Annotated in this window: 14 protein-coding genes; 7 read left to right on the top strand and 7 right to left on the bottom strand. The window is 35.1% G+C overall.

The features are described 5' to 3' along the window. Positions 1-42: 42 nt before the first annotated feature. A complete protein-coding gene (locus tag ACXX8U_RS10770; RefSeq protein ID WP_458565847.1) occupies positions 43-576 on the bottom strand; it encodes a GNAT family N-acetyltransferase in 534 nt (177 codons plus the stop codon). Between the two features lie 437 nt (positions 577-1,013). Here ACXX8U_RS10770 and ACXX8U_RS10765 point away from each other — a divergent pair, with 437 nt between their 5' ends. From ACXX8U_RS10765 to ACXX8U_RS10755, 3 genes are all read left to right on the top strand, one after another. After that, entirely contained in the window at positions 1,014-3,014 is a 2,001-nt protein-coding gene (locus ACXX8U_RS10765; protein ID WP_458565846.1) for a S9 family peptidase, read from the top strand. A 165-nt stretch (positions 3,015-3,179) separates the two neighbouring features. Beyond that, positions 3,180-4,274 (top strand): sensor histidine kinase, encoded by a 1,095-nt coding sequence (locus tag ACXX8U_RS10760; protein ID WP_458565845.1) that lies wholly within the window; start codon positions 3,180-3,182, stop codon positions 4,272-4,274. Positions 4,275-4,280: 6 nt separating this feature from the next. Further along, positions 4,281-5,003 carry a LytR/AlgR family response regulator transcription factor gene (locus ACXX8U_RS10755; protein WP_458565844.1) on the top strand — a complete coding sequence of 241 codons (723 nt, stop codon included), beginning with the start codon at positions 4,281-4,283 and terminating at the stop codon, positions 5,001-5,003. Between the two features lie 59 nt (positions 5,004-5,062). Here ACXX8U_RS10755 and ACXX8U_RS10750 read toward each other — a convergent pair whose 3' ends face one another. After that, entirely contained in the window at positions 5,063-6,289 is a 1,227-nt protein-coding gene (locus ACXX8U_RS10750; protein WP_458565843.1) for a 3-deoxy-D-manno-octulosonic acid transferase, read from the bottom strand. Between the two features lie 222 nt (positions 6,290-6,511). On the opposite strand from ACXX8U_RS10750, the gene ACXX8U_RS10745 reads away from it, so the two are divergent. Together ACXX8U_RS10745 and galE are read left to right on the top strand one after the other, a co-directional pair. Continuing rightward, complete coding sequence (locus ACXX8U_RS10745) at positions 6,512-7,642, top strand: DegT/DnrJ/EryC1/StrS family aminotransferase (RefSeq protein WP_458565842.1); 1,131 nt, start codon at positions 6,512-6,514, stop codon at positions 7,640-7,642. Between the two features lie 72 nt (positions 7,643-7,714). Beyond that, positions 7,715-8,728: a UDP-glucose 4-epimerase GalE gene (galE, locus tag ACXX8U_RS10740; RefSeq protein ID WP_458565841.1), complete on the top strand. Its 1,014-nt coding sequence runs from the start codon at positions 7,715-7,717 to the stop codon at positions 8,726-8,728. Positions 8,729-8,769: 41 nt separating this feature from the next. Here the strand turns inward: galE and ACXX8U_RS10735 are convergent, their stop codons facing one another. Both ACXX8U_RS10735 and fabD read right to left on the bottom strand, forming a co-directional pair. Then, entirely contained in the window at positions 8,770-9,021 is a 252-nt protein-coding gene (locus tag ACXX8U_RS10735) for a hypothetical protein (RefSeq protein WP_458565840.1), read from the bottom strand. Positions 9,022-9,117: 96 nt separating this feature from the next. After that, positions 9,118-9,990 (bottom strand): ACP S-malonyltransferase, encoded by an 873-nt coding sequence (gene fabD / locus ACXX8U_RS10730; protein WP_458565839.1) that lies wholly within the window; start codon positions 9,988-9,990, stop codon positions 9,118-9,120. A gap of 163 nt (positions 9,991-10,153) precedes the next feature. On the opposite strand from fabD, the gene ACXX8U_RS10725 reads away from it, so the two are divergent. Next, positions 10,154-11,797, top strand: a complete 1,644-nt coding sequence (locus tag ACXX8U_RS10725) for a hypothetical protein (RefSeq protein ID WP_458565838.1) — start codon at positions 10,154-10,156, stop codon at positions 11,795-11,797. 59 nt (positions 11,798-11,856) lie between these two features. Here the strand turns inward: ACXX8U_RS10725 and ACXX8U_RS10720 are convergent, their stop codons facing one another. Continuing rightward, a complete protein-coding gene (locus ACXX8U_RS10720; protein WP_458565837.1) occupies positions 11,857-12,186 on the bottom strand; it encodes a DUF6370 family protein in 330 nt (109 codons plus the stop codon). A gap of 39 nt (positions 12,187-12,225) precedes the next feature. After that, positions 12,226-12,588, bottom strand: a complete 363-nt coding sequence (locus tag ACXX8U_RS10715; protein ID WP_458565836.1) for a DUF983 domain-containing protein — start codon at positions 12,586-12,588, stop codon at positions 12,226-12,228. A 91-nt stretch (positions 12,589-12,679) separates the two neighbouring features. On the opposite strand from ACXX8U_RS10715, the gene ACXX8U_RS10710 reads away from it, so the two are divergent. Further along, positions 12,680-13,546 (top strand): helix-turn-helix domain-containing protein, encoded by an 867-nt coding sequence (locus ACXX8U_RS10710; protein WP_458565835.1) that lies wholly within the window; start codon positions 12,680-12,682, stop codon positions 13,544-13,546. Positions 13,547-13,642: 96 nt separating this feature from the next. Here ACXX8U_RS10710 and purT read toward each other — a convergent pair whose 3' ends face one another. Next, a complete protein-coding gene (gene purT / locus ACXX8U_RS10705; RefSeq protein WP_458565834.1) occupies positions 13,643-14,803 on the bottom strand; it encodes a formate-dependent phosphoribosylglycinamide formyltransferase in 1,161 nt (386 codons plus the stop codon). Between the last annotated feature and the right edge of the window lie 13 nt (positions 14,804-14,816).

Genomic DNA, 14,816 nt, shown 5'->3' with positions numbered 1-14,816 from the left:
TAAATTTTAAAAAGTCCCTATTTGGTTATTTTATTAGCAATTTCAATCAGTTTTAAGACGCATTAATTTTCGATTATGCATTTCGAAACCGCTGGCAAGATACAATTTTTGCGCTTTTTTATTGTGTGGCTCTACCTCAAGATAGATCAGTTTTAACGATAATTTATGGCTTTCGGCTTTTATAAAATCTACGGCTTTGCTGCCAATGCCTTTGCCTCGAGCTGTTTCTGCGACGAATAATTCATCTAAAAAAGCAATTTTTCCTTGGTATTCAAAACTAAACACAAAGGTTAGGATGATGTAGCCAACCACTTGTTCCTGCCAATAGATCAGCCAAGCTTTTCCTAACGTTGGATTGTCTATAAATTGATCTAGTAATTCTTTTGTCTTTTCAATAGCAATAGGATAACCATCAATGGTGTAAAAATCAACCATCAAAGCACTGACAGTATCTACATCTTGTTTATCTATTGGTTTAAAGTGAATCATATTGTTCTTTTTAGGAGCGTAAAGGTAGTTAATATCGAACTTGGTCTTGCCATAACCGTTCGTCATTTCGATACAACCGTTCGTCATTTTTCGGTAAAACAACAGCAGAAGCCCTTCTATATTTGTCTCATCAAAACAAATAAAAACAATTTAAAACAAATAAAAATGAGAACAGAAATTTTAAAAAAAGGAGTAGTTGTAGCAAAAGCAGTAGTAGGTTTTATTGTAGGCTTTGCACTGTATTATCTAGTTAAAATGTTAATAGGCTAAATTGAAATTGGCGTAAGCAATTCTATCATCAATCAATCAACCAATCACATAAAGTATGAAAACAGAATTTCTAAAAAAAGGGATAGTTGTAGTAAAAGCAGTTTTAAGTTTTACAATTGGAGTTTTACTAGCTTACTTATTGAAATTAATAATAGCTTAAAAAATAGATCATCAATCAAAATCATTCAATCAAAATCATTCAATCAAAATCAATCAATCAAAATCAATCAATCAAAATCAAATCAAGTTAAATCATGAAAAAAAACATCATAGCACTTGCGCTAGCAATAATGGGATTATCAAATGCCAATGCACAAACAGCTCAACCTGAAGCAAAAAAACCTGGCGATATTTCGCTGCCTTCGTCGAAAGGAGATCTAGAAAAATTAGCCTCTTTTGACAATGGAAATTACAAATATGCTGTTGAAGATTTCTTTACAAAAGCAAAAGCAAGAACGTTTAGATTATCACCTGACGGATTACGCATGTCTTATTTTCAAAAAATGGATAACGGCAAAACCAATGTGTATGTAAAAGACATTAAAACAGGCAAAGTTTCTCTGGTAATAGAGGAAAAAGATGAACTCATCAAAACGTATTTTTGGTTGAATAATGAGCGATTAATTTATGCCATGGATAAAGGAGGAAATGAAAACATACATGTTTATTCTGCCGGCATCGATGGTTCTGCTCCAATTGATTTAACTCCTTTTGACGGTGTACAGGCAGAAATTAATACGGTACTAAAAAATCAGAGAGATTTTATTATCGTTTCTATGAATAAGGAAAACAAGCAGCTTAAGGAACCTTATAAAATAAATACCAAAACGGGAGCGATAGAAAGATTATATGCCAATACGGACCTTAAAAACCCAATACTGGTCTATAATTTTGATCAAGATGGTAAACTAATAGGCTTTGTAAGAGTGGCTAATGGAATAAGTATGCAGTATTACTATAAGCCTTCAGGTGCTAACGATTTTAAATTGTTAAAAGAATTTGAATCTACAGAAATCTTCACATTTGTTTCTTTAAATTATCAAACGCCCAATCCAGATGATGCTTATGTAATATCAAATTTAGAATCTGATAAAACACAAATTATTTTGTATGATTTAAAGCAGAATAAGATGATTAAAGAAATTTATTCTAACCCGACCTTTGATTCTAATATTCTGGGGCTTTCTGAAAAAAGAAATTTTGAAGTGGACTACGTTGGTTTTAATGGAGAAAAAAACACCATCATCCCAATAAGTAAAACTTTTACAAAGATATATGACAATATTCAAAAAGAATTTAAGGATGCGCAATTTTCTATTGTTTCCCAAAGTGACGATGAAGAAAAAATGCTGATCATTGTTTCTAGTGATAAATTTTACGGGAAATATTATCAGTACGATTCAAAGTTAAATAAATTGACTTATATGTTCGATTTGATGCCAAAACTAGAGCAAAAAGATATGGCTGTAATGCAACCGATTTCGTTTAAAAGTCGTGATGGAATTTTAATTTATGGCTACATCACCTTGCCTAAAGAGGCTTTACAAGGAAAAAAGGTACCTTTAATTGTTAATCCGCATGGTGGCCCACAAACGTTAAGAGACAGTTGGGGATTTAGTCCAGAAGCACAATTGTTTGCTAGTCGTGGCTATGCCACTTTACATGTAAACTTCCGAATTTCAGGAGGATACGGAAAAGAATTTTTGAAAGCAGGATATGGTCAAATTGGACGTAAAGTGATGGATGATATTGAAGATGGAGTGCAATATGTATTGTCACAGGGATGGATAAATAAAGATAAAATTGCTATTTATGGTGCAAGTCACGGAGGGTATGCTACTTTGATGGGATTAGTAAAAACACCTGATTTATATGCGTGTGGAGTGGATTATGTAGGAATTTCAAACATTGAAACTTTTTTTAGTTCTTTTCCTGAATATTGGAAACCTTATACAGAAGCGACAAAGAAAATTTGGTATGATTTAGACAATCCTGCACAGGCTAAAATTGCCAAAGAGGTATCGCCTTTTTATCAAGTCGATAAAATCAAAAAGCCTTTGTTTGTTGTTCAAGGTGCAAATGATCCAAGGGTTAACATTGGAGAATCAGATCAAATTGTGACTGCTTTACGCAAAAAAGGATTTGAAGTACCTTACATGGTCAAGTACAATGAAGGACATGGTTTTCTTAGAGAAGAAAATCAAATTGAGCTTTATAAATCAATGCTTGGCTTTTTTGCACAACACTTGAAGTAGTAAAAATTAATTCGAAAAAGTTTACTTTTGGCGGAGTAGTTGTATTTCGCCAAAAGTTTTAAAAGGAATATTTTAATTTAAAACCCAAAATGATGGTAAAACTAATTTTGACTTTGGTAATACAACTTGCTGAGTATGGCTCAGCATTAATTTCATAATAAAACAATGAAAACGAATTCAATAGAAAAAATATCAAAAAGAAAATATACGTTTTGGATCATTCAAATTATGATTTGGACCATTATATTTGGATTTGTATTTCTGCCTTCAATACTAAATCCCAAAAGCAATGTTTTAGGATACGAAACCTGGCAACTGATCTTAGATTATTTTTCTCACACGGTTGCAATACTTTCGCTAACCTATGCAGTTCGTTACTTTTTTAAAAAGTACATTGATTTTGAAAGTTTTTCTAAAAAAGATTTCTTTAAATTATTGCTTGTTTTTTTAGTGTCAAGCATTCTGTTTTTTGTATTCGTTAATGGATATAATTACTTGATGGCCACTTTTGTTTACGACAAAGCCGAGATTATCGATCATCCTAGCCAAAATCTAAAAGCTGGTGCGTTTGTTATGTTGACAGTTGCATTTTTGTTTTTTATATGGATGATTGCTTACACCGTAATTAAAACAATTTTACTGCTAAAAGACAATAAAATGAATCGGTTAGAGCTAGAGTCTACACTCAAAGAGTCACAGATTAACGCTTTAAAAGGACAAATTAACCCGCATTTTATGTTTAACAGTTTAAACAATATTCGCGGTTTGATTCTGGAAAACCCGATGAAATCAAGGGAAATGATCACGCGATTGTCTGAAATGCTGCGGTATTCTTTGACAAAAAGTGAGGTGAATACCATTGCGCTTGAGGAAGAAATTGAAATGGTTGAAAATTTTATTGCCATTTCAAAAATTCAACTGGAGGATCGATTGCAATTTATTTCAGAAATAGAAGAAGAGACTTTAAAATTGCCTATTCCGCCAATGATCATTCAAATGTTGATTGAAAATGCCATAAAACATGGAATTTCACAGCTAAAAAACGGCGGTATTTTACTATTGAAAATCAAAAAAGAAAATACCGATTTACAAATTCAAGTCACGAATACAGGGAATTTATCGCAACAAACAGGAACTACACAATTAGGTCTCAAAAACATTCAAAGAAGATTGCAATTGATTTACGGCGAAAGCGCCACTTTTTCACTAAATGAATTTGAAAATGAAGTCATTGCTAAAATAACACTACCTATTTCTTAGTAACCGATGAAAAAAATAAAAGCTGTCATAGTCGAAGATTCTCGTTTGGCTCGCAATGAGCTAAAGGAATTAATTAAAAATCACTCTGAAATTCAAATAATTGGTGAAGCCGAAAATGTAGATTTGGGTTTTGAACTCATCAACAACAAGCAGCCTGATTTGCTTTTTCTGGACATCAACATGCCTGAAAAAGATGGTTTTGCCTTGCTTGAAATGCTCGATAATGTGCCTATTACGGTTTTTACGACTGCCTTTGATGAGTATGCTATCAAGTCTTTTGAATACAATGCGCTCGATTATTTGTTAAAACCAATTAATCCAAAAAGGTTTGCTCAAGCAATAGAAAAAGTAAATACAAACTTGATCGAAAAAGCCGAAAAAAATGAGAAGAAACTAGCTTTAGACAATCAGATTTTCATCAGAGATGGTGAAAAATGTTGGTTGGTCAAAATTTCAGATATTTACTTATTTGAAGTTGATGGAAATTACACCAAAGTATTTTTTCAAAATGAAAAAGCCACGATCAACAAATCATTAAATCAAATTGAGGAAAAACTTCCCGAGAAATATTTTTTTAGAGCCAATAGAAACCAAATTGTAAATGTGCAATACATTGGTAAAATTGAAACCTGGTTTAGCGGAAATCTTTTAGCAGAACTTCCAAAAGATATTAAAGTAGAAATTTCTAGACGACAAGCCAGTAATTTCAAAGACAAGCTAAGTTTGTAACCATAACAAGTTCAGCAGAATTTTAAAAAACGATTTTTTTTTTTGGTTTGAATTCGAGCTTAAATTCGACTCACAATCATTTGTGTTGCGCCTTTGTTCATTTGTACAAAAGTGCTGCACATATGTCCTTTTTCGTGACGGATGTCTTCATTTCGAATTAAATTTTCAAAAGCCTCGTTCAGTTCTTGTTGGTTGTTTATGGCAGTACACGCTTCCATTTTAACTAATGCGATTGCTTCTGCAAAATGCGAATAATTAGAACCAATAACTATTGGAACACCAAAAGTAGCTGGTTCTAAAACATTGTGCACGCCAGGATTTCCAAAGCCTCCGCCCACATAAGCAATATCGGCATAACTGTAGATTTTGGTCAAAATCCCAACGGTGTCAATGATAAAAACATCAAAATCGGCTAGGTTTTTATTTTCTTTTTCAGAGAATAAAACAGTTTTTCGGCTGATGCTGTTTTTGAGTTTTTGAATTTGCTCATCTTTAATATTGTGTGGAGCAATTATAAATTTCACATTCAAAATAGTCGAATTTAGGAAGTTTACAATGAAATCTTCATCCTTGGGCCACGAACTTCCCACAACAATTGTAACTGTGTTGTCCTTAAATTGAGCAATAAAATCCAGCGTATTGTCTTTTTCTAAAATAGTAGCCACACGATCAAAACGCGTGTCACCAGACACAATAACATTGGTTTTGCCTAATTGTTGCAAAAGTTTTTTAGAACATTCATTTTGTACAAAAAAGTAAGTAAAAGCATCGAGCGCTTTTCTATAAAAACCGCCATACCATTTAAAAAAGGCTTGGTTTTCTCTTAAAATTCCAGAAATCAAATAGGTTTTTATATTGCGTTTTTTGAGTTCGTTTAAGTAATTCGGCCAATATTCGTACTTGATAAAAAACACCATTTCAGGATGAACAAGGTCAAGAAATTGTTGTGCATTTTCCTTTGTATCCATTGGTAAATATACCGTAACATCAGCTACAGTATTGTTTTTTCGGACTTCGTAACCTGATGGGGAAAAAAAAGTAAGTACTATTTTATGACTTGGGAATTGTTCTTTAATTTTTTCAATCACGGGCAAGCCTTGCTCATATTCCCCTAGTGATGCTGCATGAAACCAAATGGTTTTGTCGGTTGGATTTATATGCTGTTCAAGTTGCGTAAAAACACCCTTTCTGCCGTCTACAAAAAGTTTCATTTTTGGACTAAAAAGCGCCACAATTTTTAAAATAAAACTCGCAACTAAAACTAATAAATTGTAGATAAAAAGCATGGCTAAAATTTTTGGGCTAAAATACGTTTTCTTTAAATGAATTTCTAACGCATCATTTTTTTAAATTTCAAGACTGCTAATTTTATTTTATTGTATTCCCCGCTTTTTAAGAAACGTTGCATTGGTATCAAGACATAAATAACTATTTTTGTTCTTCGTTTTAAGAAAGGAACAAGAATGCAATAGCAAGCTTATCTTTCGAACATTAAACTGAAAATCGAAATGAAAAAAATCCAAATGGTTGACTTGAAAAGTCAATATGAAAAAATAAAAGAGGTTGTTGATGCTTCTATTCAAGAAGTGTTAGACACCAATACGTATATCAACGGACCAAAAGTGCATGAATTTCAAAAATCACTAGAGGAATATTTAGATGTAAAGCACGTAATTCCTTGTGCCAATGGTACTGATGCTTTGCAAATTGCAATGATGGGATTGGATTTAAAACCTGGTGATGAGGTTATTACTGCCGATTTTACCTTTGCAGCTACTGTTGAAGTTATCGCGTTATTGCAACTAACTCCTGTTTTGGTAGATGTAGATATGTATAACATGAACATCTCTATTGACGGGATTCGCAAAGCCATAACTCCAAAAACAAAAGCCATTGTACCGGTTCACTTGTTTGGACGTGCAGCCAATATGGAAGCGATTTTGGCCATTGCCAAAGAACATAATTTGTACGTGATTGAAGATAATGCTCAAGCGATTGGTGCCAATTGCAAATTCTCTGATGGTACTAAAAAGAAAGCAGGAACTATTGGTCATGTAGGTGCTACTTCATTTTTTCCTTCTAAAAATTTAGGATGTTATGGTGATGGTGGTGCAATTTTCACCAATGATGATGCTTTGGCTCACAAACTACGCGGCATTGTAAATCACGGAATGTACGAGCGTTACCACCACGATGTTGTGGGTGTAAACTCAAGATTAGACAGCATACAAGCAGCAGTTTTGAATGCTAAATTACCTTTATTAGATCAATACGGAAAAGCCAGACAAGATGCTGCACGTAAATATTCTGCAGCTTTTGAAGGACACAAAAATATAATCGCACCAAGTATTTGTGATATTTGCGACTGTCACGTTTTTCATCAGTATACATTAAGAATTCTTGATGCCGATAGAAATGGATTGATGCAACATTTGTTAGACAAAGGCATTCCTTGTGCAATTTATTACCCAATTCCGTTGCATTCACAAAAAGCATACGCTGATACTAGGTATAAAGAAGAAGATTTTCCGGTAACCAATCAGTTGGTTAAAGAAGTGCTCTCTTTACCAATGCACACCGAGTTAGATGATGAGCAAATTGCTTTCATTACATCGAGTGTTTTAGAGTATTTAAAATAAGTTAAAGACGCGGTTTTCGCGTCTTTTTTATGATATAAATTAGCGTAATTTACGCATATAAAATAATTTAGTATGAAAATAGTAGTTACCGGAGGACTTGGTTTTATAGGTTCTCATACCGTGGTTGAATTGCAAAACGAAGGATTCGAAGTTGTGGTTGTTGATAATTTATCTAACACTTCTTTGGATGTATTAGATGGAATTCAAAATATTACAGGAGTAAAGCCTGCATTTGAAAAAATTGATTTAAGAGAGAAAGATAAAGTTCAAGATTTTTTTAAAAGACATGATGATATTGCAGGGGTAATACATTTTGCTGCCTCAAAAGCGGTGGGCGAAAGTGTTGAAAATCCGTTGTTATATTATGAAAACAACATCAGCGCTTTGATTTATCTGTTGCAAGAATTACAGCAAAAACCGGAAGCCAATTTTATTTTTAGTTCCTCTTGTACAGTTTACGGTCAAGCCGAAACAATGCCGATTACTGAGAACGCGTCTATTCAAACAGCGATGTCTCCATACGGAAATACCAAGCAAATCGGTGAAGAAATTATCACTGATACAGCCAAAGTTACCAATATCAATGCAATTTTATTGCGTTATTTTAATCCAATTGGATCGCATCCATCAGCTGAAATTGGAGAATTGCCATTGGGAGTTCCACAAAACTTAGTGCCTTTTATTACGCAAACCGGAATGGGATTGCGAGCTGAATTATCAGTTTACGGAAACGATTATCCTACGCCTGATGGTACTGCCATTCGCGATTATATTCACGTAGTCGATTTGGCGAAAGCCCATGTTATTGCATTACAGCGCTTATTGAATAAAAAAAATGAAACCAAAGTAGAGACGTTCAATTTAGGTACCGGTACCGGAAGTTCAGTTCTAGAAGTTATTGAAACTTTCGAGAAAGTAAGTGGGAATAAGTTGCCTTACAAAATTGTAGGTCGACGCGAAGGTGACATCACATCAGCTTACGCCAGTACTGAAAGAGCTAATGAGGTCTTAGGTTGGAAGGCGCAATCAACACTAGAAGAAGCCATGGCAAGTGCCTGGAAATGGGAACAGAAAGTAAGAGCTTAATTAAAAAAAGGCAGTCTACAAAGACTGCCTTTTTTATTGATTTATTTTTTCGCTGCTTCTTTCATCTTTGCAGCTGCTTCATCTAATTTTGCTGCACCTTTTTCAAGTGCTTTTCCAGTTTTTGATTGTAGAGTATCTACTGCTTTGTCCATTTTAACTTCAGCAGTATCTAGTTTTTGCTCAAGTTCAACTCCTACAGCATCTTTTGCATCGTCTAATTTTTCTTTGGTTTCTTCTTTACAAGATACAGTTACTAATGCTAAAAAGGCTATTCCTAAAATTACTTTTTTCATATTTTATTAATTTATGGGTTTGTATATTTTAAAGATATAAAAAAAATCCTCATAAAGGAATGCCTATGAGAATTTTTTATAAAACTGAAAAGTAGCTTATGCGTTGGCTGTAGCTGCTTCTTTATTGATTTTTCCAATTAACCCAGCAAGTACTTTTCCAGGACCAACTACGGTAAATAAGGTTGCTCCATCAGCAATCATTTGCTGTACAGATTGCGTCCATTTTACAGGGGCAGTTAATTGAATGATTAGATTTTTTTTGATTTCGTTCGGGTCCGAAACGGCATTTGCAGTTACATTTTGATACACCGGACATATTGGTGTCGAAAAAGTAGTGGCCTCAATAGCTGCAGCAAGTTCTTCACGAGCTGGTTCCATCATCGGAGAGTGGAAAGCACCTCCAACAGGTAAAATCAAGGCTCTTTTGGCACCCGCTTCTTTCATTTTTTCGCACGCTAATTCAACGGCTTTGTATTCACCAGAAATTACCAATTGTCCAGGACAGTTGTAATTGGCAGCTACCACAACACCATCGATAGAAGCGCAAATGTCTTCAACAATTTTGTCGTCTAAGTTTAAAACAGCAGCCATTGTTGACGGAGTAATTTCACAAGCTTTTTGCATCGCCAAAGCCCTTTGAGAAACTAGCTTTAAACCATCTTCAAAAGATAAAGCGCCATTAGCAACTAGTGCAGAGAATTCCCCAAGAGAATGTCCCGCTACCATTTCTGGAGTAAAATTTTCTAGAGTTTTAGCCAATATTACAGAGTGTAAAAAAACAGCCGGTTGAGTTACTTTGGTTTCTTTTAACTCTTCGGCAGTTCCTTCAAACATGATATCGGTGATGCGAAATCCTAAAATTTCGTTCGCTTTTTCAAATAATTCTTTTGCAAGAGGATTGCTCTCGTACAAGTCTTTACCCATACCTGTAAATTGTGCGCCTTGCCCTGGAAAAACGTATGCTTTCATGTGTTTCTTTTAAAATTGAAAAAAATAAGGATAGAAATTACGACTCTATCTCGCTGCAAAAATACTATTTTTTTGCATCATTCAATAGTGCCTTTTTAGCAGGCAAATGTGTAACGCTTTTTGATGTACCAAGACTAATCTGGTACACAAATAACTTTTCAAAATGAAAAAGACATTTACTTTTATTTTTTTACTGCTTTTAGGTTTTTTATTGGTTTACAATAACCTACCCGTTTTCAATTACTGTTTTCTGGGCTTTGCTTTTATTCTGCTCATTTTAGCGGTATTGGCTCTTTTGTTTTCGGCAGGTTGGGCGGTTTCAGGCTCTAATAATCAGCTCAAACTCGTTTCAAAGCCAAGTAAGTTCTTAGTATATGCTTTTTTCGTTGTTTTGGGTTATTGTACGGTTTTACCTTTTGTAACCAGTCTCAAAATGTTTCGTTCTGAGTCGTATCAGAAATTGCTTGGAACGGTCAAGACTGGTCAAAAAATTACCAATCATATTGCACCAATCGCTATTGATCAAATTCGGGTAGTTGATGAAGAGTTAGCGCATTTGTTAGGTGAAAAAATATTGGGATCGCAACCGGCTTTAGGTAGCCAAGTAGAGTTGGGTGAATTTTGTATTCAAAAAGTAAATAACAATTTGTACTGGGTGGCGCCTTTGTTACACTCTGGTTTTTTTAAATGGTTCAACAATCAAGAGGGAACAGCCGGATATGTGATGGTTTCAGCAACCAATGAACGTGATGTAAAATTGGTGCAAAACGTAGCGGGTAAAGCGGTTAAAATTAAGTACCAGCAAGGTGCGTATTTCCAAAGTGATATTCACAGACATGTTTACTTTAACGGAAATGCCACAGTGGGTTTGACTGATTTTAGTTTTGAAATTGACGATGCTGGAAATCCGTTCTGGATTATAACACAATACGATAAAAAAATAGGTTTTTCAGGAAAAGAAGCTACAGGAATCTTGGTTGTTGATGCTCAGTCGGGTGCAATTACCGAATATTCTATCGCCAATACTCCAAAGTGGGTTGATCGCATTCAACCTTTAGCCTTTATCGAAGATCAGTTGAATGATTGGGGCGAATACGTGCATGGATATTGGAATTTTTCGAATGCAGATAAACTTCAAATCACAGAAGGTTTGACATTGGTGTATGGTAAAGATAATAAGTCCTATTGGTATACAGGCTTAACTTCAGTGGGGAAAGATGAATCGGCGGTGGGTTTTGTATTGGTCGATACTAGAACCAAAGAAACTACTTTTTACAAACAAGGCGGCGCAACTGAATTTGCAGCCCAAAGTTCGGCTCAGGGAAAAGTTCAAGAAAAAGGTTATCGCGCCTCATTGCCAATTCCGTATAACATTAACAATATTCCAACCTACGTAATGACTTTAAAAGATGATGGTGGTTTGGTGAAAATGTTTGCTATGGTGGCCATTTCAGATTACACGATTGTAGGTGTGGGCAATACCATGCGCGAAACGCTGACTTCGTTTAAAAATGTCTACAATATGGCAGATAATAAAATAAATCCGAATGATGCTTCGACTCAAAAATCAATACAATCTATTGTGACGCGCATTCAAAATGATGTAAAAAACGGAAATAGCTTTTACTATTTCAAGGTTAAAGATTATCCTAATATTTTTGTAGGCTCATCACAAATATCCAATCAACTGCCTGTGACCATGGCGGGCGATAGTGTGATGATTTCTTTTGATGTCGATTTAGAAGAAGTGATTGATGTGGCAACATTCGCCAATAAGACTTTAAAGCCTAATTCAAAAGGCAAATAGAAAGAATAGTTTAAGATAAAAAACACCCCAAAAAGTTCAAGACTCTTTGGGGTATTTTTTTAGGATTTCTTTTTCTCTTTTGGCAAAAGGGTAAAGGAAGTTGCTTTGAAACGATTATTTACCACTTCTCCTTGTACAGAAGCCTGTCTAATAGCAGAGCAAAATCCATCTGTGGCATGTGCATCTCCGTGAGAATCGATGGAGCTGCCGTCAACAAAATAAGATTTTCCGTCTATGCGAACGGCTAAATCACAGCCGTGTCCGGTCATTCCAAATTGGCATTGACCACATGAAGCTTCAACAATTTTAGCTTTTTGGTTTTCTTTCTTATCCTGAGCACTGGCAAGCGTAGCCATAAATAGAAGTGCTAAACAAAGTATTTTTTTCATGGTAATAAAGTTATAAGAAAAACAAAGATACCGGTTTTTTTACATCGAATAGTTTTTGAACATGTAAATCCACAACAGTCGCGACAATCGGATGTTAAAAGAGGACAAGCTGATAATTACAAAAGCAATAATAGGAATGATTCTTAAATCAAAAGTCTCTTTGAAAAAAAATTGAGCTAACACATAAGTTGCAATTCCTTGCGCTACAGTTAGGCCATAATTGACATACATGGCTCCAAAAAAATAGCCAGGTTCTTTCTCAAATTTGTAATGACAATGCGAGCAATACTCGTTCATTTTAGGGAAACCAAAAGTAAAAAAGATACTTTTTTCATTAAAAACTTTTCCTTTTTGACACTGTGGACAATCATTATTTAGGATATGAGCGATAGCGCGTGACATGATATTTATTTTTATCAAAGGTATTTCTTATTGCTATGCGTAGTATTTTCTATCTTCGCTACTTCTAGGACAATAAAGACATTTAGAGATCATGGCTAAGTATCCCATTTACAATATTCAGCGGTTTAATTGCAATGCAGTCAACAGTAGTTTGTATATTAACACCTTTAAAAATCATTTGATTACGCACAGTTTTGTAGAGGAGCCGCACCGTCATAATTCTTATGTTTTAGTGTTTTTTACACAAGGCTCAGGAACGCATGAAATTGATTTTGATGTTTTTGATATTCAGCCCGGAAGTGTGTTTTTTATGCAACCCGGACAAATTCACCATTGGCATTTATCCGAAGATGTCGAAGGATATGTTGTTTTTTACTCGCAGGAATTTTATAATCTTTACTTTGGACAAAAAGACATTGCCGACTATCCTTTTTATTCTGCTGTGGATAATAAACCCGAACTTGTTTTACAAACTGCCGAAAGTCTTGCTATTGTACCGTATTTTGAAAGACTAATCGAAGAGTCGCAATCTCATCAGCCTTGGCAAAAGGATTATATTTTGAATCTACTAGACTGCATTCATATTCAAATTGCACGTAAGTACCAGAAATCGAATTTGCATCAAGCACATGCTTATAATGTAAAAATTAAAGCTTTGGAAACCGAATTAGAAAAGCATTACAAAACAGAGAAAGCGCCCTCTTTTTATGCAGCCCAGCTTCACATCACGCTGAAACATTTAAATAGAATTTGCAATGAAAGACTCCAGAAAACCACCACTGAGGTTATCACGGACAGAGTTATACTTGAAGCCAAACGAATGTTGTTTGACAAAGATTTTACGGTAAACGAAATCGCTCTACGTTTAGGATATGAAGATTACTCGTATTTTACCCGATTGTTCAAGAAACAGACTGGATTGACACCAACGAACTTCCGCAATTTTAAAAAGCAATGAGAAATTAGTTTATAAGACGCTTTTAAAGTCGGGCGCATTCGAGACCAACTGTTGCCTCTCGAATGCCCCCGATTTGAAAATATTACCGAAAGTAAATTACGGATGAACGGTGATTAAATTAGCTGCTTTCTTGGCTTTTTCTACAACCGTTTCAATTGGTGTTTCGAGACTATCATTTACCAAAGCTACACCCATGCGTCGGAAAGGTCTTGAAGTGGGTTTGCCAAAGATTCTAAAATCAGTTTTAGGTAAAGCGGCAATTTTTTCTATTCCTGTAAAACTTGGATTTTCAGAGTTTTCAGATGCTAAAATCACAGCACTAGCGCCTGTTTTTTCTAACTTAATTTCAAAAATAGGCAAACTTAAAATAGCACGTAAATGCAATTCGAATTCGTTAAAGTTTTGCGTTCCCGCCAAAGTTACCATTCCTGTATCATGTGGTCTTGGCGATAATTCTGAGAAATAAACACCATCATCTGCCAAAAAAAATTCGACTCCAAAAAGTCCTGCGCCTCCCAAAGCTTCAGTAACTTTCTCGGCCATATCTTGGGCTTCGTACAAGTCTTTGTCGGATATCAGGGCAGGTTGCCAGCTTTCTTGATAATCGCCACGTTCTTGTCTATGACCAATTGGAGCACAAAAAAGCGTAGGATTATTATTTTGCGTGACGGTCAATAAGGTAATCTCCGAATTGAATTTGACAAAAGCTTCTACAATTACTTCAACTACATCACCACGAGAACCGTCAACAGCGTATTGCCAGGCTTTTAAAATATCATCGGAAGTTTTGATGGTGGATTGTCCTTTTCCTGATGAAGACATTAAAGGTTTTACTACACATGGCATTCCAACCTCGGCTACTGCCTTTGTTAATTCTTCGGCGGTCGTGGCGTAACGATAGTTGGCGGTTTTTAGTCCAAGATCTTTGGCTGCCAAATCACGAATGGCTTTACGATTCATCGTAAAGTTGGCTGCTTTTGCGGATGGAACTACGGTAATACCTTGTTTTTCGTAATCATAAAAACGTTCGGTGCGAATGGCTTCTATTTCAGGAACAATAAAATCGGGTTGGTGTTTGGCAACAATACGGTCTAATGCCTCTCCGTCAAGCATATTAATGACTTCAAAACCGTGCGCAACTTGCATAGCGGGTGCATTTTCATAACTGTCTACCGCAATTACAATCTGCCCAATGCGTTGGGCAGCTATTACAAATTCTTTGCCTAATTCGCCTGAGCCAAGGAGTAGTATTTTCATTTTGAATTTTTGT

The sequence above is a fragment of the Flavobacterium sp. GNP001 genome (assembly GCF_054343775.1).
This window is presented reverse-complemented; position numbering and strand designations above follow the sequence as displayed.

Bases quoted from the DNA above. Each gene is read 5' to 3' on its own strand.
- ACXX8U_RS10770 (WP_458565847.1), bottom strand. From the start codon at position 576: ATGACGAACGGTTGTATCGAAATGACGAACGGTTATGGCAAGACCAAG.
- ACXX8U_RS10765 (WP_458565846.1), top strand. From the start codon at position 1,014: ATGAAAAAAAACATCATAGCACTTGCGCTAGCAATAATGGGATTATCA.
- ACXX8U_RS10760 (WP_458565845.1), top strand. From the start codon at position 3,180: ATGAAAACGAATTCAATAGAAAAAATATCAAAAAGAAAATATACGTTT.
- ACXX8U_RS10755 (WP_458565844.1), top strand. From the start codon at position 4,281: ATGAAAAAAATAAAAGCTGTCATAGTCGAAGATTCTCGTTTGGCTCGC.
- ACXX8U_RS10750 (WP_458565843.1), bottom strand. From the start codon at position 6,289: ATGCTTTTTATCTACAATTTATTAGTTTTAGTTGCGAGTTTTATTTTA.
- ACXX8U_RS10745 (WP_458565842.1), top strand. From the start codon at position 6,512: ATGAAAAAAATCCAAATGGTTGACTTGAAAAGTCAATATGAAAAAATA.
- galE (WP_458565841.1), top strand. From the start codon at position 7,715: ATGAAAATAGTAGTTACCGGAGGACTTGGTTTTATAGGTTCTCATACC.
- ACXX8U_RS10735 (WP_458565840.1), bottom strand. From the start codon at position 9,021: ATGAAAAAAGTAATTTTAGGAATAGCCTTTTTAGCATTAGTAACTGTA.
- fabD (WP_458565839.1), bottom strand. From the start codon at position 9,990: ATGAAAGCATACGTTTTTCCAGGGCAAGGCGCACAATTTACAGGTATG.
- ACXX8U_RS10725 (WP_458565838.1), top strand. From the start codon at position 10,154: ATGAAAAAGACATTTACTTTTATTTTTTTACTGCTTTTAGGTTTTTTA.
- ACXX8U_RS10720 (WP_458565837.1), bottom strand. From the start codon at position 12,186: ATGAAAAAAATACTTTGTTTAGCACTTCTATTTATGGCTACGCTTGCC.
- ACXX8U_RS10715 (WP_458565836.1), bottom strand. From the start codon at position 12,588: ATGTCACGCGCTATCGCTCATATCCTAAATAATGATTGTCCACAGTGT.
- ACXX8U_RS10710 (WP_458565835.1), top strand. From the start codon at position 12,680: ATGGCTAAGTATCCCATTTACAATATTCAGCGGTTTAATTGCAATGCA.
- purT (WP_458565834.1), bottom strand. From the start codon at position 14,803: ATGAAAATACTACTCCTTGGCTCAGGCGAATTAGGCAAAGAATTTGTA.